At 69.7% G+C, this 20,621-nt stretch carries 16 protein-coding genes, 1 tRNA gene and 1 pseudogene; 6 read left to right on the top strand and 12 right to left on the bottom strand.

Annotation, left to right across the window (positions count from 1 at the left end):
- Positions 1–158: 158 nt before the first annotated feature.
- Positions 159–1,961, bottom strand: a complete 1,803-nt coding sequence (locus tag IF89_RS0124490; protein ID WP_030772033.1) for a bifunctional metallophosphatase/5'-nucleotidase — start codon at positions 1,959–1,961, stop codon at positions 159–161.
- 127 nt (positions 1,962–2,088) lie between these two features.
- Here IF89_RS0124490 and IF89_RS0124485 point away from each other — a divergent pair, with 127 nt between their 5' ends.
- From IF89_RS0124485 to IF89_RS0124475, 3 genes are all read left to right on the top strand, one after another.
- Positions 2,089–2,796, top strand: coding sequence for an SIMPL domain-containing protein (locus IF89_RS0124485; RefSeq protein ID WP_030772030.1), 708 nt, complete (start codon positions 2,089–2,091; stop codon positions 2,794–2,796).
- Positions 2,797–2,942: 146 nt separating this feature from the next.
- Positions 2,943–4,370: a pyruvate kinase gene (gene pyk, locus IF89_RS0124480; RefSeq protein WP_030772027.1), complete on the top strand. Its 1,428-nt coding sequence runs from the start codon at positions 2,943–2,945 to the stop codon at positions 4,368–4,370.
- A gap of 176 nt (positions 4,371–4,546) precedes the next feature.
- On the top strand, positions 4,547–5,131 hold the full coding sequence (locus IF89_RS0124475) for a GNAT family N-acetyltransferase (protein WP_051807535.1): 585 nt from the start codon (positions 4,547–4,549) through the stop codon (positions 5,129–5,131).
- Here the strand turns inward: IF89_RS0124475 and IF89_RS0124470 are convergent.
- Positions 5,128–5,907: a hypothetical protein gene (locus tag IF89_RS0124470; RefSeq protein WP_030772021.1), complete on the bottom strand. Its 780-nt coding sequence runs from the start codon at positions 5,905–5,907 to the stop codon at positions 5,128–5,130. The two genes, IF89_RS0124475 and IF89_RS0124470, sit on opposite strands and share 4 nt — an antisense overlap.
- A gap of 86 nt (positions 5,908–5,993) precedes the next feature.
- A tRNA-Leu gene (locus tag IF89_RS0124465) sits at positions 5,994–6,076 on the bottom strand.
- Positions 6,077–6,168: 92 nt separating this feature from the next.
- On the opposite strand from IF89_RS0124465, the gene IF89_RS0124460 reads away from it, so the two are divergent.
- Positions 6,169–6,825 (top strand): ANTAR domain-containing response regulator, encoded by a 657-nt coding sequence (locus IF89_RS0124460; RefSeq protein WP_030772018.1) that lies wholly within the window; start codon positions 6,169–6,171, stop codon positions 6,823–6,825.
- A 63-nt stretch (positions 6,826–6,888) separates the two neighbouring features.
- Here IF89_RS0124460 and IF89_RS0124455 read toward each other — a convergent pair whose 3' ends face one another.
- From IF89_RS0124455 to IF89_RS0124420, 8 genes are all read right to left on the bottom strand, one after another.
- Positions 6,889–7,605, bottom strand: a complete 717-nt coding sequence (locus IF89_RS0124455) for an ABC transporter ATP-binding protein (protein ID WP_030772015.1) — start codon at positions 7,603–7,605, stop codon at positions 6,889–6,891.
- Complete coding sequence (locus tag IF89_RS0124450; protein ID WP_030772012.1) at positions 7,602–8,654, bottom strand: ABC transporter ATP-binding protein; 1,053 nt, start codon at positions 8,652–8,654, stop codon at positions 7,602–7,604. The genes IF89_RS0124455 and IF89_RS0124450 overlap by 4 nt, the downstream gene beginning before the upstream one ends.
- Before the next feature lie 4 nt (positions 8,655–8,658).
- Positions 8,659–10,389 carry a branched-chain amino acid ABC transporter permease gene (locus tag IF89_RS0124445; protein WP_043194353.1) on the bottom strand — a complete coding sequence of 577 codons (1,731 nt, stop codon included), beginning with the start codon at positions 10,387–10,389 and terminating at the stop codon, positions 8,659–8,661.
- Positions 10,390–10,394: 5 nt separating this feature from the next.
- Entirely contained in the window at positions 10,395–11,327 is a 933-nt protein-coding gene (locus IF89_RS0124440; protein ID WP_030772006.1) for a branched-chain amino acid ABC transporter permease, read from the bottom strand.
- Between the two features lie 116 nt (positions 11,328–11,443).
- A complete protein-coding gene (locus IF89_RS0124435) occupies positions 11,444–12,676 on the bottom strand; it encodes a branched-chain amino acid ABC transporter substrate-binding protein (RefSeq protein ID WP_030772004.1) in 1,233 nt (410 codons plus the stop codon).
- Positions 12,677–13,242: 566 nt separating this feature from the next.
- Positions 13,243–13,620, bottom strand: a complete 378-nt coding sequence (locus IF89_RS0124430; RefSeq protein WP_030772002.1) for a hypothetical protein — start codon at positions 13,618–13,620, stop codon at positions 13,243–13,245.
- A 286-nt stretch (positions 13,621–13,906) separates the two neighbouring features.
- Positions 13,907–14,389 carry a PaaI family thioesterase gene (locus IF89_RS0124425; RefSeq protein ID WP_030772000.1) on the bottom strand — a complete coding sequence of 161 codons (483 nt, stop codon included), beginning with the start codon at positions 14,387–14,389 and terminating at the stop codon, positions 13,907–13,909.
- Positions 14,390–14,443: 54 nt separating this feature from the next.
- Positions 14,444–16,714: an FdhF/YdeP family oxidoreductase gene (locus IF89_RS0124420; RefSeq protein WP_030771997.1), complete on the bottom strand. Its 2,271-nt coding sequence runs from the start codon at positions 16,712–16,714 to the stop codon at positions 14,444–14,446.
- A gap of 199 nt (positions 16,715–16,913) precedes the next feature.
- On the opposite strand from IF89_RS0124420, the gene polA reads away from it, so the two are divergent.
- Complete coding sequence (gene polA / locus IF89_RS0124415; protein WP_030771993.1) at positions 16,914–19,637, top strand: DNA polymerase I; 2,724 nt, start codon at positions 16,914–16,916, stop codon at positions 19,635–19,637.
- Positions 19,638–19,690: 53 nt separating this feature from the next.
- Here the strand turns inward: polA and IF89_RS0124410 are convergent, their stop codons facing one another.
- Entirely contained in the window at positions 19,691–20,215 is a 525-nt protein-coding gene (locus IF89_RS0124410; protein ID WP_267882107.1) for a DUF4184 family protein, read from the bottom strand.
- Positions 20,216–20,217: 2 nt separating this feature from the next.
- Between IF89_RS0124410 and IF89_RS0124405 the strand changes: the two are divergent.
- Positions 20,218–20,621, top strand: a pseudogene (locus tag IF89_RS0124405) (hypothetical protein); the annotation flags it as partial.

Below are 20,621 nucleotides of genomic sequence, written 5' to 3'. Positions count from 1 at the left end.
CCGGCGGCCCCCCTCCGCCGCCTCACCGCCCACCGGCACGGACACGGCGCCGCGCCCGACGCCGCCGTCCCCGCACACCTCGTCCGCACCGACACCCGCAACACACGCGGGGCCGGTGTCCGCCGCCGCGGACACCGGCCCCCACGAACGGCCGCCCGCTAGAACACCGGCACGCCCGCCCGCGTCAGCCGCCAGTCCACCGACGCGAACTGCGCCGGATCGATCGTCCCCTTCGCCTTCACCCACGAAATGATCGTGTTGCGGATCTCGTCCGAGTTCGACCACAGCTGCTTGGCCTGCGGCACGTGCGGGAAGTTCCCGCCGCCCGACGCCCGGTAGTTGTTCACCGCCAGCACGAACTGCGCCGCCGGATCCACCGCCTTCCCCAGGAAGGACAGCCCCGTGATCCGCGACCCCGCCGGCTGCGCGATGTCGATGTCGTACGCCAGCCCGTACACCGCGTCGTAGTTGTAGTCCGGAATGCCGTCCGCGTTCGTCAGCTTCGCCGGATCCACCGCCTCACCCGGCGCCGTCCGCACGAAGTACCGCGCCGAGAACTCCAGGTAGTCCTTCAGCTGCGCACCCGTCAGCAGTCGCGCCTCCATCGTGTTCTCGAACGGGTAGAGACCCGCCGCGTCCCGGATCGTCACCTGCCCGGCCGGGATCGCCGCCGTCCGCGAGAAGCACGACGCCTGCGACAGCACCGGCAGCGACGCCCACTCCGTACCGGCCAGAGCCGCCTTCACCGTCTCCGCCTGCACATGGTTGATCAGGTCGATGATCGGCACGTCCTTCACCGGGCCCTCCGCCGACGTCATCGCCTGCGTCGACGTACCGATCACCTGGTTCACGTACGCCACGACCTTGCGGTGCTCGTCCGACAGCAGCCGCGTGATCTTCACGTCCTCCGCCACCGTGTTCGAGTTCAGCACCTTCGCCGCGACCTTCGCCACCGACCAGCGGCCCTTCTCCCAGGTCAGCTCGAAGTCGAACAGCGTCAGCCGCTGCCCCCACTTCAGCGGCTCCGACAGCACCACGTCCTTGCCGGTCGCCCTGTTCCTCACCCGGTACTCCGGGATCTCCGTGTGCGCGTGCCCCACCAGGATCGCGTCGATCCCCGGCACCTGCTCCGCCACCAGCGCCGCAGCGTTCTCGACGTACGGAAGCTGGTCACCGTACGACGACGTACCGCTCGACCCCGAGTGCGCCGACACGATCACCACGTCCGCACCCATCGAACGCAGCCGCGGCACGTACTTCGCCGCCTGCTCCTCCAGACCCGGGAACGTCATCCTCCCCTGCACGTTCGCCTTGTCCCACAGCGCGATCCCCGGATTCGTCAGCCCCAGCACCGCCACCTTCGCATCCCGCCCGTGCGGGGTGCGCAGCGTATGCATGCTGTACGGCGCGAACGCCGGCCGCAGCGTCTTCGCATCCAGCGCGTTCGCTCCCAGGAGCGGGAAGTCGCACTGCTCCTCGAACTTCCGCAGCACCGGAATGCCGTAATTGAACTCGTGGTTCCCCAGCGCCGCCGCGTCGTAGCCGATCGCGTTCATCGCCTGCGCCATCGGATGCACCGGACCACGCCGCGCCGTGATCGGATCGACCTTCGCGTAGTAGTACGACAACTGCGTGCCCTGGATGGTGTCACCGGCGTCGATGAGCAGCGTGTTGCACCGCCCCTTCTCCGCCCGCACCTGGTCCACGAGGGTGGAGATCTTCGCCAGGCCGACATCGTTGTGCGCCTTGTCGTCGAACTCCCTGTCCGTGAAGTAGTCCCAGTTGAAGACATTCCCGTGCAGGTCCGTCGTGCCCATCACCGTGAACGCGTACGTCCGCGGGCCCCGCCCGCCCCGGTCCGGCTGCGCGGCGGCTGCCGGGGTGCTCGCGGCCCCCGCCAGCGCCGCCGCCGCACCGGTCGCAGCCGTGGTCCCTATGAAAGTCCTGCGGTCGAACGCCATGCCGTCTCCCTTTCGAGGCCTGAACAACGCGCGTAGATTCTGACCCACCGGTAACAAGACGCAACACCCCCACCAGGTTTCGATCCGGTGACCACACCCGAACGGGCGACAGTGCGAGAGTGAATCCATGACCCAGGACGCAGCGCACACCACCCACCAGCCCTACGGCACCCCCGACGTACCCCGCGTAGCAGTCCGCGGCGAAGCCCGCCTCGAAGTCGACCCCGAAATCGCCCGCATCGGCATCACCGTCAGCGCCCGCGGCACCGACCGCCGCACCGCCCTCGAAGACCTCACCCGCAGGAACAACGCCGTCATCGACCTCATCAAGAGCCACGGCGACACCGTCGAAAAACTCGAAACCGGCACCCTCTCCATCACCCCCGAACTCACCCGCCACGGCCGTGCCGAACGCGTCCGCGCCTACCACGGCCGCGTCCACATCACCGCCGAAATCAGCGACTTCACCACCCTCGGCGAACTCACCACCCGCCTCGCCGACCTCGACCTCACCCAGGTCGACGGCCCCTGGTGGGCCCTGCGCCCCACCTCGCCCGCCCACGGCGAAGCCCGCCGCCAAGCCGTCCTCGAAGCCGTCCAGCGCGCCCGCGAATACGCCGAAGCACTCGGCGCCCGCCTCGCCGCCCTCGTCGAACTCGCCGACCTCGGAGCCGACGACGCCACCCCCTACGCCGCACCCGGCGCCGGCATGCGCACCATGGCCTTCAGCACCACCGAGGACGCGGGCCCCCCGCCCCTCGACCTCGAACCCCAGCGCCAGACCGTCCACGCCCAGGTGAACGCCCGCTTCACGATGACCCCGCCCCAACTCTGAAACGCGGACGAAACGGGCCCGTGGGGGTGCTCATCAGAGCACCCCCACGCACATTCAACAATTGTCAACAACCTTTTGCCAACCGGTTGTTGAGAGGACACCAGGAAGCGATTACCTACCCACTGGTAGGGGAATAGGCTCGCCCCATGCGCCGAGCGAAAATCGTATGTACCCTGGGCCCCGCCACCGACTCATACGACCAGATCAAAGCCCTGGTCGAAGCCGGAATGGACATCGCCCGACTCAACCTCAGCCACGGCACCTACGCCGAACACGAGGAGCGCTACCACCGCGTACGCAAGGCCTCCGACGAAACCGGCCGCAGCGTCGGAATCCTCGCCGACCTTCAAGGCCCGAAGATCCGCCTCGGCCGCTTCCACGAAGGCCCCGTACTCCTTGAACGCGGCGACGACTTCACCATCACCGTCGAAGACCACGAAGGCGACCGCCACACCTGCGGCACCACCTACAAAGGACTCGCCACCGACGTCACCACCGGCGAACGCATCCTCGTCGACGACGGCCGCGTCACCCTCGAAGTCACCCACGTCGACGGACCCCGCGTCCACACCCGCGTCATCGAAGGCGGCATGGTCTCCGACCACAAAGGCCTCAACCTCCCCGGCGTAGCCGTCTCCGTCCCCGCCCTCTCCGACAAGGACATCGACGACCTCCGCTGGGCCCTGCGCACCGGCGCCGACGTCATCGCCCTCTCCTTCGTCCGCACCGGCCGCGACATCGAAGACGTCCACCGCATCATGGACGAAGAAGGCCGCCGCCTCCCCGTCATGGCCAAAATCGAAAAACCCCAGGCCGTCGACAACATCGACGACATCGTCGCCGCCTTCGACGGCATCATGGTCGCCCGCGGCGACCTCGGCGTCGAAATGCCCCTGGAACACGTCCCCATCGTCCAAAAGCGCGCCATCAAACTCGCCAAGCGCAACGCCAAACCCGTCATCGTCGCCACCCAGATGCTCGACTCGATGATCGACAACTCCCGCCCCACCCGCGCCGAAGCCTCCGACGTCGCCAACGCCGTCATCGACGGCACCGACGCCGTCATGCTCTCCGGCGAAACCAGCGTCGGCAAATACCCCGTCGACACCGTCCGCACCATGTCCCGCATCGTCGAAGCCGCCGAAGAGGACATCCTCGCCAAAGGCCTCCCGCCCCTCACCGACCGCAACAAGCCCCGCACCCAAGGCGGAGCCGTCGCCCGCGCAGCCGCCGAAATGGGCGACTTCCTCGACGCCAAGTTCCTCGTCGCCTTCACCCAGAGCGGCGACACCGTCCGCCGCCTCTCCCGCTACCGCTCACCCATCCCCCTCCTCGCCTTCACCCCCGACCCCGCCACCCGCTCCCAACTCAACCTCACCTGGGGCGTCGAAACCTTCCTCGGCCCCCACGTCGACTCCACCGACGCCATGGTCGCCCAGGTCGAAGAAGAACTCCTGCGCATCGGCCGCTGCATCCCCGGCGACACCGTCGTCATCACCGCCGGCTCACCCCCCGGCGTCAGCGGCTCCACCAACCTCGTCCGCATCCACCACATCGGCGACCCCGTCCGCTGACCCCCCACGCACCACCGCGCCGGGCCCCACCGAGCGGCCCGGCGCACACCACCACACCCCTGTGATCCCAAGCCGACTTCAGGCCCTGCGGTCACCCCCTCGGTGGCGACGGCGACCTGCCCCGACCGGAGGAAATGGGCTGGCGACGGGCCCGACGGCCGAGTAGGAAGGGCGCCATGAGCACCTCCACACGGAACTTCACCCGCACCACGCTCGACCTCGGCGACATACAGCTCCACCCCTGGGGCCGCCGGCCCGCCGGACCGGAACTCCTCGACGACCTCGTCACCGCTGCAGCCGACCCGACGATCGCCCTCTGGAACCCCCTCCCGGCAGCCGACCACACAGCCGCCCGAGCCTGGCTCGAAACCCGCGAGGACGGCTGGGACCGCGGCACAGGCGCCGCCTTCGCCGTGCTCGCCGCCACCGACGGAGCCCTCCTCGGCACCGTCAACCTCCGCTGGACCGACCGCGCGGACGGCCTGGCCATGATCGGCTACTGGTTCCTCCCGGCCGCCCGAGGCCGCGGCCTCGCCACCCGCACCACCAGGGCCGTCACCACCTGGGGCTTCCGCACCGCCGACGCCCGCCGCATCGAACTCGCCCACGCCACCGGCAACGACGCCTCCTGCCGCGTCGCCCACCGCTGCGGCTACCTCCCCGAGGGCACCCTGCGCGCGTCCCACCTCTTCGGCGACGGCCGCCACCACGACGAACACCTCCACGCCCGCCTCGCCACCGACCCCGAACCGGGCCCCTAGTACTTCGGCCCGATGTGGGCGTCCATCAGCGCCACGGACGCCTTCCGGGCGATGGAGACGTTGAACGGGTCACCGCCGCGGGCCAGGATCGTCCACTCGACGCCGAGCGCGGTGAGCGTGTCGGTACAGAGCCTGCGGATGTCGTCCGACTTGTTGGTGAAGAAGTACCGCGGGTACTCGTAGCGCTTGCCGTTGCGCACGGTCCAGTTGGTGATCCGACACCCGTCGGAGTGGATCAGCCCCCGGACGAACTCCCAGGGATGGGCGTCGACGATCTCCTGCTGCCAGTCCTGGAGGACGATCCGCCGCTCGTGCTTCTTCCCCGGCGCGTGCTGCGGGAACAGGCATGGCAGGTGCTTGAAGTACACCTTCATGTTCTGTGCTCCGACGGTTCGCACGCGACACGTGGCATTGTGCGGAAAGACGGCGTGCAGTGCGGCTTCTGCCTCGTCCTGGATGCCGGGCCACGCGTTGTCCAAGGTGATCACGAGGCTAGGGACCTTGTGCTTCACGTAGTGGCTGATGTGGCCGTCGCCGAGGTAGAGGCCCAGCAGGTAGGCGTAGGCGGAGGGGTCCAGAGCTCGTCCGTCGCAGCGAGGGCACAGGAGTGACGGTCGGATGGCAACCGGCTCGCCCCGTTTGCGGCGGTCTATGTGTTTCCAGTAGCTGACGGTTCCGAGCGGGACATCGAGGTGGCGTGCGACGTCCGCGTTTCTCGCGCCGCCGCGTAACAGGGATAGCGCTGTTTGCCGTACGTCGAGGCTGTGGGACTCCATGGAACAACTGTGCGTGACCATGAGTGGCTGCGCGTAGCAAAAAGTGGACGTTCACGCGAAGGTGAACGTCCACTTTTCGAACGCAGTGCCGGGTGCGGGACTCGAACCCGCAAGCCCTCACGGGCAGATGTGTTTGAGACATCCGTGTATGCCATTCCACCAACCCGGCTGGGTCGCTGGTCGGAGTGTACCGGGTGACCATCGCGCACTGCAGCTAGGTAGGCTCATCCAAGCAGCAGAGCCCCGCAACGAGGAGCCCCCGTGACCGCCGAGCACGAGTCGACGCCCACGCCCGACGCCGACCAGTCGCACGTTCCGCCGCTGACGACCCGCGTCGTCATCGCCGAGGACGAGGCGCTCATCCGTCTCGACCTCAAAGAGATGCTCGAAGAAGAGGGCTACACCGTCGTCGGCGAGGCCGGCGACGGGCAGACGGCCGTGGAGCTCGCCCGCGAGCACCGGCCCGACCTGGTGATCCTCGACGTGAAGATGCCCGTTCTGGACGGGATCTCCGCCGCCGAGAAGATCGCGCAGGAGTCCATCGCGCCGGTCCTGATGCTGACGGCGTTCTCGCAGCGCGACCTCGTCGAGCGGGCCCGGGACGCCGGGGCGATGGCGTATCTCGTGAAGCCGTTCAGCAAGAGCGACGTGGTGCCGGCCATCGAGATGGCCGTGTCCCGGTTCGCGGAGCTGCGTGCGCTGGAGCAGGAGGTCGCGGACCTCTCGCAGCGGCTGGAGACCCGCAAGCTGGTCGACCGGGCTAAGAGCATCCTGCAGACGCAGTACGGGCTGACGGAGCCCGCGGCCTTCCGGTGGATCCAGAAGTCCTCCATGGACCGCCGGATGTCCATGCAGCAGGTCGCCGAGGTGGTCATCGAGGACGCCGAGTCGAAGAAGAAGGAAGCCGGCGGGAAGTAGGTTCCGGCCCCGGACATGCGTGAGGCCCGCCTCCCCCGAGGGAGGCGGGCCTCACACGTTGTGTCAGTCCTCGCCGAGGTAGGCCTTGCGGACGTCCTCGTTGTGGAGGAGGTCCTGGCCGGTGCCGGAGAGGACGATCTTGCCGATCTCCATGACGTGGGCCTGGTCGGCGAGGGAGAGCGCCGCCTGGGCGTTCTGCTCGACGAGGAGGATCGTCATGCCCGAGGCCTTGAGCTCGGAGATGGTCGACATGATCTTCTGCATCATCAGCGGGGAGAGGCCCATGGAGGGCTCGTCCAGCATGAGGAGCTTCGGCTGGCACATGAGCGCGCGGCCCATGGCGAGCATCTGCTGCTCACCGCCCGAGAGGGTGCCGGCGGCCTGCTTGCGACGCTCGCCCAGGATGGGGAAGAGGTCGTAGGCGCGCTGGATGTCCTTCTCGATGCCGTCCTTGTCGCTGCGGAGGAAGGCGCCGAGCTGGAGGTTCTCCTCGATCGTCAGTCGGGGGAAGATGTGGCGGCCCTCGGGGGAGTGCGCCAGCTTCAGTGCGACGATCTTGTGGGCGGGGACGCCGACCAGGGGCTGGCCGTCGAAGGTGATGCTGCCCGCGGTGGGCTTCAGGAGCCCGGAGAGGGTGCGCAGGGTGGTGGTCTTGCCGGCGCCGTTGGTGCCGACGAGGCAGACGATCTCGCCCTGGTTGACCTCGAAGGAGATTCCCTTGACGGCTTCGATCTTGCCGTAGGCGACCTTGAGGTCCTCGACCTTGAGCAGTGCGGTCACTTGGCCTCTCCTTCCGTGCTGGTGGTGCGGGTGGTGCTGTCCGCGTCGGCGTCCGTGTCCGAGTCGGTGGAGGCGTCGGTGTCCGAGTCGGCCGCGGGGGCCTCGTCGTCGTCCGCGGCTTCCGCCTCGGTCTCGGCTTCGGCTTCGGCCTCCGGCTCGGTTTCGGCCGCAGCCTCGGGCGCGGTCTCCGCCGCGGCCTCGGCGTGGGCTTCGGCCGCCTCGACCTCGGCGACCTCGGCCGCTCCCGGCTCGCCCTCGAAGGGGGTGCCGAGGTAGGCGGCGATGACGCGCTCGTCGCCCTGGACCTCGGAGGCGGTGCCTTCGATGAGCTTCTCGCCCTGGACGAGGCAGGCGACGCGGTCGCAGAGGTTGAAGATGAAGCGCATGTCGTGCTCGATGACGAGTACGGCGATGCCCATGTCCCGGATCGCGAAGATGAGCTCTTCGGCGGCGCGGGTCTCCTGCGGGTTCATGCCGGCGGTGGGCTCGTCCAGGAGGATGAGGCCGGGGTCGCTGGCGAGGGCGCGGGCGATCTCCAGCTTGCGCTGTTCGCCGTAGGGGAGGTTCTTCGCGAGGTGGTCGGCCTTGTGCTCCAGGCCGATGAACTCGAGGAGTTCCATGGCGCGTGCCTCGCTGGCGGCTTCGGCCTTCTTGAAGCCGGGGCCGCGCAGCAGGGCGGACCAGAGGCCTTCCTTGGTGCGGGTGTGGCGTCCGACGAGGACGTTCTCCAGCACGGTCATGTTGTGGAAGAGCCGGATGTTCTGGAAGGTGCGGGCGATGCCGGCCTCGGTGACCCGGTGGGGCTTGGGCGGGAGGACCTTGCCCTTGTAGCTGACGGAGCCCTCGGTGGGGACGTACAGCCCGGTGAGGCAGTTGAAGAAGGTGGTCTTGCCAGCGCCGTTGGGGCCGATGAGTCCGACGATCTCGCCTGCGTTGACCTGGAGGTCGACGCCCTTGACGGCGGTGAGGCCGCCGAAGCGCATGGTGACGCCCTTGGCTTCGAGGACCGTGGTCTTCGTGGTGGTGGTGGTGTCCGTGGTGGTCGTCATGGTGTTACGCCCCCGCCTTGGCGGTGGCCAGGTCCTTGGGGGCCTGGTCAGCGGTGTCGTCGTGGAACTCGAGCTGCGCGCGCTTGTTGGCGATGAGGCCTTCAGGGCGGAAGCGCATGAGCAGGATGAGGGCGATGCCGAAGGCGAGGAGCTGGTAGTCCTGGAGGAAGGCCAGCTTCGCCGGGATCAGGAAGAGCAGTGCGGCGCCGAGGATGGGGCCGCGGATGGTGCCCATGCCGCCGAGGATGACGGCGGCGAGGAGGAACGCGGAGTTCGGCGGGACGGGTCCGGCGAAGACGTAGTTCTCGGGGACGACCGTGGTGTTGACGTGTGCCTGGACGGTGCCGGCGAGGCCGGCGAGGGTGGCGCCGAGGGCGAAGGCGATGAGCTTGACCTTGAAGCCGTTGATGCCCATGGCTTCGGCTGCGGTCTCGTCCTCGCGGATGGCGACCCAGGCGCGGCCGATGCGGCTGTTGCCCGCGCGGGCGAACACCAGGACGACCAGGGCCATCACCAGCAGCATGAGGAAGTAGTAGTTGGCGTAGGCGCCGAGTTCGATGCCGGCGACGGTGTGGGACTCGCCGAAGTTCCACCCGAAGATCTCGAGGTGGGGGATGTTCGGGATGCCGTTGGGGCCGTTGGTGACGTCGGGGCCGGAGGTGCCGTCGAGGTTGCCCATGGCGATGCGGAAGATTTCTCCGAAGCCGAGGGTGACGATGGCGAGGTAGTCGCCGCGCAGGCGGAGGGTGGGTGCACCGATGACCACGCCGAAGACGAGCGAGACGATGGCGCCGACGATGACCGCCGCCCAGAAGGGGAGGTGGATGCCGAAGGCGGAGGCGGTGCTGCCGGAGACCAGGGCGGCGGCGTAGGCGCCGACGCCGAGGAAGGCGACGTATCCGAGGTCGAGGAGGCCGGCGAGGCCGACGACGATGTTCAGGCCGAGGGCGACGGTCGCGAAGATCAGGATGTTGACCGCGATCAGCGTGTAGGTGTCGCCGCTCTGCTGGATGAACGGAAAGGCGATCGCGGCGGCCGCGGTGCCGAGGAGGGTGACCTGGCGGTTGTTCGCGGTGAGGACCGAGAAGCGGGCGAGGATGCCCGACTTGGTCAGGGCGAGGGCCGCGAGGCCGACCGTGATGAGGTAGGCGACGAAGAGCTGCGGTTCCTTGTCATCGGTGTCGATGCCGAAGGTGATGACGAAGAGGCCGAGGGCGAAGACGCCGGTGATGATGAGGATTTCGGCCCAGTTCGGCAGCGTGCTCTTGCCGGGGGTGACCTTGCGGCTGTCGTCGGGGAGCTTGTGCGCGGCGAGGGCCGGGACGAGGGAGCCGACGAGGGCGACGTAGGCGCCGGGTTCGAGGTTGATCACGCCGCCGAGGACGACGGTGATCGCGATGACCGTGAACCAGGTGGCGGCGAGGTTGCCGAGGGCGAGGAACCAGATGGCCTTGCGGGAGCCGGCGGGGGTGAGCCAGCCGAAGCCCTTGACGCCGAGCGCGGAGAGTGCGTGGACGAGGGTGAGGGCGGCGCCGGCCAGGGTGACGTACTGGAGGTCGGCGGGGCTGCCGTAGAAGGTGAGGTCGCCGGGGAAGTCGGCGGTCCACGTCCAGGCGAGGAAGGCGCTGACGATGGTGAGGAGGCTGCCACCGATGATCGCGTAGAGGAGCGCGGCGGGTGCGGGTGCCGTCTTCGCGGTCTGCGTCTGCGTCTGCGGGGTGGTGTCTGTGGTCATGGTTCTCACGCCCGATCCGTGACGCGCTGGCCGAGCAGGCCTTGGGGCCGTACGAGGAGGACGACGATGAGGAGTACGAAGGCCCAGACGTTGGACCAGGCTCCGCCGCCGAGCTGCTGCATGCCGGGGATCTCTTCGATGTAGGCGATCGAGAGGGCTTCGGCGAGTCCGAGGACGACGCCGCCGACCATGGCTCCGTAGATGTTGCCGATGCCGCCGAGGACGGCTGCGGTGAAGGCCTTGAGGCCGAGGATGAAGCCCATCTCGAAGTTGATCTGGCCCTTGTCGACGCCGTAGGCGACGGCTGCGACGGCGGCGAACGCGGCACCGATGGCGAAGGCCATGACGATGATGCGGTCGGTGTTGATGCCCATCAGCTTGGCGGTGTCGGGGTCCTGCGCGGTGGCCTGCATGGCGCGGCCGCTGCGGCTCTTCTGGACGAAGACGCCGAGGGCGAGCATGCAGAGGGGGGCGAGGATGAGGACGAAGAGGTCCGCACGCTGGATCGCGAGGCTGTCGGTGAGGTTGAAGGCCGGCCCGGTGAACTCGGGGAAGCTGACGGCCTTCTTGGCGTCCGGGTAGAACTGCCAGACGAGCTGCTGGAGCGCGATCGAGAGGCCGATTGCGGTGATGAGGGGTGCGAGCCTTGGAGCGCTGCGCAGGGGGCGGTAGGCGAAGCGTTCGGCTGCGCATGCCACGGCGACGGAGCAGAGGGCACCGCCGACGATCATGACGGGTATCGCGATCAGCAGGGTGGTGCCGGTCGGGAGGATGGCGTAGGCGGTGAGCGCGCCGAAGCCGCCGATCATGAAGATCTCGCCGTGGGCGAAGTTGATGAGCTGGACGATGCCGTAGACCATGGTGTACCCGATGGCGATGAGGCCATAGAGAGCACCGAGGGCCAGGCCGTTGGCCAGCTGTTGCGGCAGTTCGTGCACCGCAGGGCCTCCGATGAGCGTGTCGGATAAGACTCCGCGCGAGGGCACTGTTTGCGCCCTCGCGCGGCGTTGGTTCAGGTGTTGCGGGTGTTACGGGTGCTGCTGGGTGTTACGGCTTACTGGTTGAAGGTGTCGCTCTTGACGTCGACCCACTTGCCGCCCTCGACCTTGTAGACCGTGAGCTGCTTGTTGGTGGTGTCGCCGTACTGGTCGAAGGCGACCTTGCCGGTCACGCCCTCGAAGGAGACCTTGCCGAGGGCCTCGACGACCTTGGCGCGGGCGTCGTCGGGGAGCTTGCCGTTGTTGGCGGCGACGACGGCCTTGACGGCCTGGATGACGGCCCAGCCGGCGTCGTAGGAGTAGCCACCGTAGGCGGCGTACGGGTCCTTGTAGCCCTCGGCCTTGTAGTCCTCGATGAACTTCTTGGCGGTGTCGAGCTTCTCGACCGGGTAGCCGATGGAGGTGGCGAGGTCGCCCTCGTTGGCCTCACCGGAGGCGCTGATGAAGGCGGGGTCCTGGATGCCGTCGCCGCCCATGAGCGGGACGTTGGCGCCGGTCTTCTTGATCTGGTCGGCGAGCAGGCCGCCCTCGGGGTACTGGCCGCCGAAGTAGACGGAGTCGGCGCCGGAGGACTTGACCTTGTCGGCGGTGGAGGAGAAGTCGGTCTCCTTCACGGTGACGTGGTCGGTGCCGACGACCTCGCCGCCGAGCTTCTTGAACTCCTCGGCGAAGATCGCGGCGAGGCCGGCGCCGTAGGTCTGCTTGTCGTCGACGATGAAGACCTTCTTCTTGCCGGCGTCCTTGAAGAGGTACTGGGCGGCGAACTTGCCCTGGACCACGTCGGTGGCGGCGGTGCGGAAGTAGGTGTCGAAGCCGCGCTTGAACTCGCCCTTGCCCCAGTTGTCGCCCTGGCTGAGCGCGGGGTTGGTGTTGGCGGGGGAAACCTGCGCCAGCTTGGCGGAGGCGAAGACGCCCTGCATCTGCTGGGCGACGCCGGAGTTCAGCGGGCCGACGACGCCGAGGACGTCCTTGTTGCCGACGAGCTTGGTGGCGTTGGCCTGGCCGGAGGCCGGGACGGCCTGGTCGTCGAGGGCCTCGATCTTGAACTCGATGCCCGGGACCTCGTTGTTCTTGTTGGCCGTCTTGGCCGCGAGGTCCACGGAGTTCTTGATGCCCTGACCGAGAGCGGAGAGGGATCCGGTGAGCGGGGCGTCGACGCCGATGACGACGACGGTCTTCTTGCCGCCGCTGTTGTCCTTGGAGCCTCCGTCGCGCGATCCGCAAGCGGTGAGGGTCAGTGCTCCCGTGGTGATCACGGTGGTGAGGATGAGCAAAGAACGGTGTCGCACGATTCTTCCTTTCCCTGGCGCGGCGCGCTCTGTCGAGGTGCCGTTGGGTCGCCGGGCCGCACTGGAGAGGTCCACGGCCGTGCTGATTCGCGCCCTGCGGCGCGGTGACTGGCCGTGACTCTAGGGCCGAGGTGGCGAGCACCGGGAGGCGGGAAAGGAGGATGTGACGCTCTTGTTATGCCAAGGCCAAGAATGTGTGGTCGGAGTTTAAACAAAACGGACATTTAGGTACTGTGGAGATCGTCCGCATCGTGAGAAATCGCAGTTCCTCTAAGGGGCTTGAGGCCTTCATGCACCTGTCTTAGATCAAATTGAGCCGAATGTGGCTGCGCGTGTCCAAAAGAATCCTCCGGGTGGCCATTCTCCGGGGAAAAGGTGGATTCGATCCCTCATGGGCATTACGCAGCGTGATGATTTCGGCCGTGTGTCGGGACCGTGAACGATCTTGTGTATGCGCCGGCACGGCCCCCCACCTGCGGTTCGGCCGTACGCGATCATCTGCCCGGTAGGCGGACACCGTGCTCGGAATGCGGTGACGCCGGTCACACCGGCGGCGCCGGTTCCCGTCAGCCGCCCGTCGCGCCGCCCTGTTCGGCGCAGTGCTGGGCGACGAATCGGTCGATCAGCTCAAGTGCCTTGGTCCGTCCGGCAGTTCGCTCTTCGGCGCGTCCCGCGGCCACCGCGTCCTCGTGGATCGCGTACTGGTCGTTGGAGAGCCCCTTCTGCTCCCAGTCCAGGCCGGACCACTTCGTGCCCAGGAGGGTCTCCTTCGCCCAGTAGGACACCAGGGTCGTGCACACCTGTACGGGCGGGGCGGGGGTGGGCGTGGAGGGGCTCGCGGAACCCGCCGCGGGGCTGGGTGCGGAGGATGAGCATCCGGTCAGGGCGAGCGCCGTGAGGAGGATGCGCGCGGCGTACCGGGCCGGGCGAGGCGGGGTCCCCATGGGGGGACGGTAGGCGGTGGCCGGCGGCGAGACAACAGATGTCACCGCGAAGCGTGCGGAGTGGCGGATTCCGGGCGGGTCCGCGGCCCGGCATGCGGCGGTGCCGGCGTCCAGGGCCGGCGTGCCCACCCCTCGCCGGCCCCGGGCGCCGCGGAGGGGGCGTCCGGGGCCCGCCGGCCGGGTTCCCGGCGGTGGCGGTCGCCCGGGCCCCGGCGACGGGGTGGTCCGGTCCCGGCGGCGGTGGTGGCCGCCCGCCCGGGCCGGTGGAGGTGCGGCGTGCGCGGGGTCAGGAGCCGGTGCGGGCGCCGTCGGCCCGGTCGACCTCGCGCAGCAGGCAGGTCAGGCGGGCCGTGCAGATCCGCTTGTCCTGCTCGTCGGTGATGACGATCTCGAAGGTGGTGGTCGAACGGCCGCGGTGGACCGGGGTGGCGGTACCGGTGACGATGCCGGTCCGGGCGCCCCGGTGGTGGGTGCAGTTCAGGTCCACGCCGACCGCGATCTTGTCGATGCCGCCGTGCATCATGGCGCCGATCGAGCCGAGGGTCTCGGCCAGTACGGCGGAGGCGCCGCCGTGCAGCAGTCCGTAGGGCTGGGTGTTGCCCTTGACCGGCATGGTGCCGACGACGCGGTCCGCGGAGGCCTCCAGGATGCGGATGTCCATGCGTGCGCCGAGGTCGCCGGCCGAGAACAGCGCGGGCAGGTCGATGCCCAGGGCCGCGTACTCGTCGAGGACTTCCTGCGGGAACTTCACTGCGTGCTGCTCACCCATGGCCGGGCTCCGTTCGTCAACGCTCGTTAACCTTCATGTCCTGAGGTCGTTCTATCAGGCCGGTTCGAAGCGCACGACGACGGACTTGCTGGCCGGGGTATTGCTGGTGTCCGCGGTGGAGTCGAGCGGGACGAGCACGTTCGTCTCGGGGTAGTAGGCGGCGGCGCAGCCGCGGGCGGTGGGGTAGTGCACGACGCGGAAGCCCGGTGCGCGGCGGTCCACGCCGTCCTTCCACTCGCTGACGAGGTCGGTGTACGAGCCGTCGGCGAGGCCGAGCTCGGCGGCGTCGGCGGGGTTGACCAGGACGACGCGGCGGCCCCCGGTGATGCCGCGGTAGCGATCGTCGAGGCCGTAGATGGTGGTGTTGTACTGGTCGTGGCTGCGCAGGGTCTGCAGCAGCAGCCGGCCCTCGGGGATCCGCGGGTACTCCACGGGCGCGGCGGTGAAGTTGGCTTTGCCGGTCCGGGTGGGGAAGCGGCGTTCGTCGCGCGGGGCGTGGGGGAGGCGGAAGCCCTCGGGGCGGGCGGCGCGGGCATTGAAGTCCTCGAAGCCGGGGACCACGCGGGAGATCCGGTCGCGGATGGTGCCGTAGTCGCGCTCGAAGTCCTCCCAGGGGGTGGCGGAGGCCGGGCCGAGGACGGCGCGGGCCGTGCGGGCCACGATCGCCGGTTCGGAGAGCAGGTGCGGGGAGGCGGGGGCGAGGTTGCCGCGGGAGGCGTGGACCATGCCCATGGAGTCCTCGACCGTGACGAACTGCCGGCCCGAGGCCTGGACGTCCTTGTCGGTGCGGCCGAGGGTGGGCAGGATCAGGGCGCGCCGGCCGGTGACCGCGTGGGAGCGGTTGAGCTTGGTGGAGACGTGCACGGTCAGTGCGGTGCGGCGGATCGCGGCCTCGGTGACCTCGGTGTCGGGGGTGGCGCCGACGAAGTTCCCGCCCATGGCGAAGAGGACCTTGGCGCGGCCGTCGCGCATCGCCCGGATGGAGCGGACGACGTCGTAGCCGTGGCCGCGGGGCGAGGTGATGCCGAATTCCTTGTCGAGGGCGTCGAGGAAGGCGGGCGCGGGCCGTTCGAAGATGCCCATGGTGCGGTCGCCCTGGACGTTGGAGTGGCCGCGGACGGGGCAGACCCCGGCGCCGGGCCGGCCGATGTTGCCGCGCAGCAGGAGGAGGTTGACGACCTCGCGGATGGTGGCGACGGAGTGCTTGTGCTGCGTGAGGCCCATCGCCCAGCAGACGATGGTGCGCTCCGAGGCCAGGATCATGGCCAGTGCCCGCTCGATCTCGGGCCGGGTCAGGCCGGTCGCGGTGAGGGTCTCCTCCCAGTCGGCCTCCTTCGCGGCGGCGGCGAGGTCCTCGTAGCCGTGGGTGTGCTCGCGGACGAAGGCCTCGTCGGTGGCGCCCGGGGTTTCGATGACGAGCTTGTTGAGGAGGCGGAAGAGGGCCTGGTCGCCGCCAATGCGGATCTGCAGGAAGAGGTCGTTGAGCGCGGTGCCCCGGAGCATGCCGAGGGGGGTCTGCGGGTTCTTGAACCGCTCCATGCCGGCCTCGGGCAGCGGATTCACCGAGATGATCTTCGCGCCGGCGTTCTTGGCCTTCTCCAGGGCGGAGAGCATGCGCGGGTGGTTGGTGCCCGGGTTCTGCCCGGCGACGATGATCAGGTCGGCCTTGTGGAGGTCTTCGAGGGAGACGCTGCCCTTGCCGATGCCGATGGTCTCGGTCAGTGCGGAGCCCGAGGACTCGTGGCACATGTTGGAGCAGTCGGGCAGGTTGTTGGTGCCGAACTCGCGGGCGAAGAGCTGGAAGAGGAACGCGGCCTCGTTGCTGGTGCGGCCCGAGGTGTAGAAGAGGGCCTCGTCGGGGGAGTCGAGCGCGTTCAGCTCCTGCGCGATGACGGCGAAGGCGCGCTCCCAGCTGATCGCCTCGTAGCGGTCGCCGCCCTCGGGCAGGTACATCGGCTCGGTGATCCGGCCCTGCTGGCCCAGCCAGTAACCGGAGCGGGCGGCCAGGTCGGCCAGGGGGTGCGCGGCGAAGAACTCCGGGGTGACCCGGCGCAGGGTGGCCTCCTCCGCGACGGCCTTGGCGCCGTTCTCGCAGAATTCGGCCGCGTGCCGCTCGTCGCCCTCGGGCCAGGCGCAGCCGGGGCAGTCGAAGCCGTCCTTCTGGTTGACCTTGAGGAGGGTGCGGGCGGTGCGGGCCAGGCCCATCTGCGCCCCCGCGATCCGCAGCGTGTGGCCGATCGCGGGCAGCCCGGCGGCGGCGTGCTTGGGCGGTGTGACCTGCGGTGCGTCCTGTACCGGATCGCCTGTGGGCGGCTTGGTCGCCATCGCGCTCCCCTTCGAGCGTTCGTACGGGTGCAGCACGGGTGGCCGCGTCCTTCGATCCTTGCACGGTCCACGGGTTCCGGGGGAGGGCGGCCCGGTGCTCGCGGTGCCCGGGTGGGTGCGCCGGGGGCGGCCGGTGGGGCGGATGCGCCCGGGGAGGAGGCGGGCCGCATTGTCGGCGGGGGCGCCTAGGATCGGGGACGTGGCAGATTCAGCATCGAAGAAGACGGACCAGACGACCGCAGCGGACCGCCCCCGCCTGATGCTCATGGACGGGCACTCCCTGGCGTACCGGGCGTTCTTCGCGCTGCCCGCGGAGAACTTCACGACCGCGACGGGGCAGCCGACCAACGCCATCTACGGCTTCGCGTCGATGCTGGCGAACACGCTGCGCGACGAGGCGCCCACGCATTTCGCGGTGGCGTTCGACGTGTCCCGCAAGACGTGGCGGTCGACGGAGTTCCCCGAGTACAAGGCGAACCGTTCCAAGACGCCCGACGAGTTCAAGGGGCAGGTCGAGCTGATCGGCGAGCTCCTCGACGCGATGAAGGTGCCGCGGTTCGCGGTCGACGGCTTCGAGGCCGACGACGTGATCGCGACCCTGGCGACGCAGGCCGAGGCCCTCGGCTTCGAGGTGCTGATCGTCACCGGCGACCGGGACTCCTTCCAGCTCGTCTCCGAGCACACCACTGTGCTCTACCCGACCAAGGGCGTCTCGGAGCTGACCCGCTTCACGCCGGAGAAGGTCGAGGAGAAGTACGGCCTCACCCCTCAGCAGTACCCCGACTTCGCGGCGCTGCGCGGCGACCCGTCCGACAACCTCCCCGGCATCCCGGGCGTCGGCGAGAAGACCGCCGCCAAGTGGATCATGCAGTTCGGGTCGTTCGCGGAGCTCGTGGAGCGCGCGGACGAGGTCAAGGGCAAGGCCGGGCAGAACTTCCGCGACCACCTGGAGGCCGTGAAGCTCAACCGGGTCCTGACCGAGATGGTCAAAGACGTGGAGCTGTCCCGGAGCCCCGCCGACCTGGGCCGGCTGCCGTACGACCGGGCTGCCGTGACCGGGGTTCTGGACGTGCTGGAGATCCGCAACCCCTCGCTGCGCGAGCGGCTGCTCGCCGTCGACCCGGGCGCCGCGGAGCAGGACGCCGCGCCGGCGCCGGCCGCCGGTGTGGAGCTCGACGGCTCCGTGCTCGGTACGGGCGAGCTGGCACCGTGGCTGGAGAGCCACGGCGGCGGGCCGCTGGGCGTCGCGACGGTCGACAGCTGGGCACTGGGCCAGGGCAGCATCAGCGAGGTGGGGCTCGCCGCCGCCGGCGGGGCCGCGGCCTGGTTCACCCCGGCCGACCTCGACGAGGCGGACGAGCGGGCCTTCGCGGCCTGGGCGGCCGACGCGGCACGCCCCAAGGTCGTGCACAACGCCAAGGGCCTGCTGCGGGTGTTCCCCGAGCACGGCTGGAGCCTGGCCGGTATCACCATGGACACCGCGCTCGCCGCGTACCTGGTCAAGCCCGGCCGGCGCTCCTTCGCGCTGGACGCCCTGTCCACGGAGTACCTGCACCGGGAGCTGGCCCCCGCCGCCGCCGACGGGCAGCTGGCCTTCGGCGCCGACGAGACCGCCGAGGCCGAGGCGCTGATGGCGCAGGCCCGCGCCGTCCTCGACCTGGGCGACGCCTTCAGCGGCAAGCTCGCCGAGGTGGGCGCCGCGGAGCTGCTGCACGACATGGAGCTGCCGACCTCCGAACTGCTCGCCCGGATGGAGCGCGCCGGCATCGCCGCCGACCGCGACCACTTGGAGGCGATGGAGCAGCAGTTCGCCGGAGCGGTGCAGCAGGCGGTGAAGGAGGCGCACGCGGCCGTCGGCCACGAGTTCAACCTCGGCTCGCCCAAGCAGCTCCAGGAGGTCTTCTTCGGCGAGCTGGACCTGCCGAAGACGAAGAAGACGAAGACCGGCTACACCACGGACGCCGACGCGCTGGCCTGGCTGGCCACGCAGACCGACCACGAACTGCCGGTGATCATGCTGCGTCACCGGGAGCAGGCCAAGCTGCGCGTCACCGTGGAGGGCCTGGTCAAGAGCATCGCCGCCGACGGCCGGGTGCACACCAGCTTCAGCCAGACCGTCGCCGCGACCGGTCGGCTGTCCTCCACCGACCCGAATCTGCAGAACGTGCCGGTGCGCACCGACGAGGGCCGCGCCATCCGCCGCGGCTTCGTCGTCGGTGAGGGCTTCGAGTCCCTGATGACGGCCGACTACAGCCAGATCGAGCTGCGCGTGATGGCCCACCTCTCCGAGGACGAGGGCCTGATCGAGGCCTTCGCCTCCGGCGAGGACCTGCACACCACCGTCGCCTCCCAGGTGTTCGGCGTGGAGCGCCACCAGGTCGACGCCGAGATGCGCCGCAAGATCAAGGCCATGTCCTACGGCCTGGCCTACGGGCTGTCCGCGTTCGGCCTCTCCCAGCAGCTGGGCATCGAGCCCGCCGAGGCGCGCGGCCTGATGGAGACCTTCTTCGAGCGGTTCGGCGGGGTCCGCGACTACCTCCAGCGGGTCGTGGACGAGGCTCGGGCCACCGGGTACACGGCGACGATCTTCGGCCGCCGCCGGTACCTGCCCGACCTCAACAGCGACAACCGCCAGCGCCGCGAGGCAGCCGAGCGGATGGCGCTCAACGCCCCCATCCAGGGCACCGCCGCCGACATCGTCAAGGTCGCGATGCTGCGCGTGGACCGGGCGATCGCCGAGGCCGGCCTGGGCTCGCGGATGCTGCTCCAGGTGCACGACGAAATCGTGCTGGAGATCGCCCCCGGCGAGCGGGAGCGGGTCGAGGAGCTGGTGCGCCGCGAGATGGGCGCGGCCGTGGAGCTCCGTGCCCCGCTGGACGTGTCGGTGGGCGTCGGCGCGGACTGGGAGTCCGCCGCGCACTGACCGGCACGGGGCACCGGTGCCCGGGCCGGTTCGGCGCCCGTTCCCGCCGCCGTTCAGGCGGTGGGGACGGGCGTCCGCGTCTCCTCGTCCGCCGGCTGCTGCCCGTCGCCGGGGCCGCGGCGCCGGCGCAGCCGGACCAGCACCCCGTAGAGCAGCAGCCCGACGGCCAGTCCGCCGCCCGCCCCGAAGCAGACGGTCGGGATGATGTCGAGCGGCGTACGGATCCGGTCGAAGAAGGTGAAGAAACGGATCACGCGCACGGTGATGCCGGTCGCCACGCACGCCGCGATCAGCGCCAGCCAGCCCCAGCGCTCGGCGCGGCCGAGCACCGGCACGCCCGCCGGGTCGGGGTCGGCGGGCGTGCGGCGCAGCCCGGTCACCGTGAACCAGAGCAGCACGCAGGCCGCGACCGCCGAAGAGCCGTACTGCAGGAAGGTGTAGGGCGGGAAACCGAAGGCGATGGGCTCGCCGAGCCACGGCATCGCGTTCGTCCCCCAGCGGTCCATGTGCGTGAAGCTGTCCCACACCACATGCGTGAGCGACCCGATGACCGCCGAGACGTAGAACCAGGCGGCCAGCGCGGGCAGTCGGCGTCCGCCCCGCCAGTCCCTCCACGTGGGCGGCGTGGGGCCAGGACGCGGACGGCGACGGCCGGCGCAACCCGAACAACGTGCACGACGCGGCCCTCGCGGCCGGCCGCTACCTGTGCGCGGGCGACCGGGACCTGCGCGTCGAAGCGGACCTGGACCGGGCCGTGCTGTCCTACAACCGCTCGACGGAGTACCTGCGGACCGTGCGGTCCTGGTTCGCCCACTACCTCAAGGGCGCCCACGAAACCCCGGACAGCGGCGCCGGCGCGCCCGCGAGCACACCCGCGAAGCCGAGCCCGAAGCCCACGCCCACCCCGACCCCGCAGCCGACGCCGACGCCGACGCCGACGCCCACGCCGCCTCCGACGGCCACCCCCACCCCCACCCCCACCCC

The organism is Streptomyces sp. NRRL F-2664 (assembly GCF_000719345.1).
In the GTDB taxonomy this organism is placed as follows: domain Bacteria; phylum Actinomycetota; class Actinomycetes; order Streptomycetales; family Streptomycetaceae; genus Streptomyces.
Note: the sequence above shows the minus strand (reverse complement) of the source record. Positions and strands in the feature narration are given on the sequence as shown.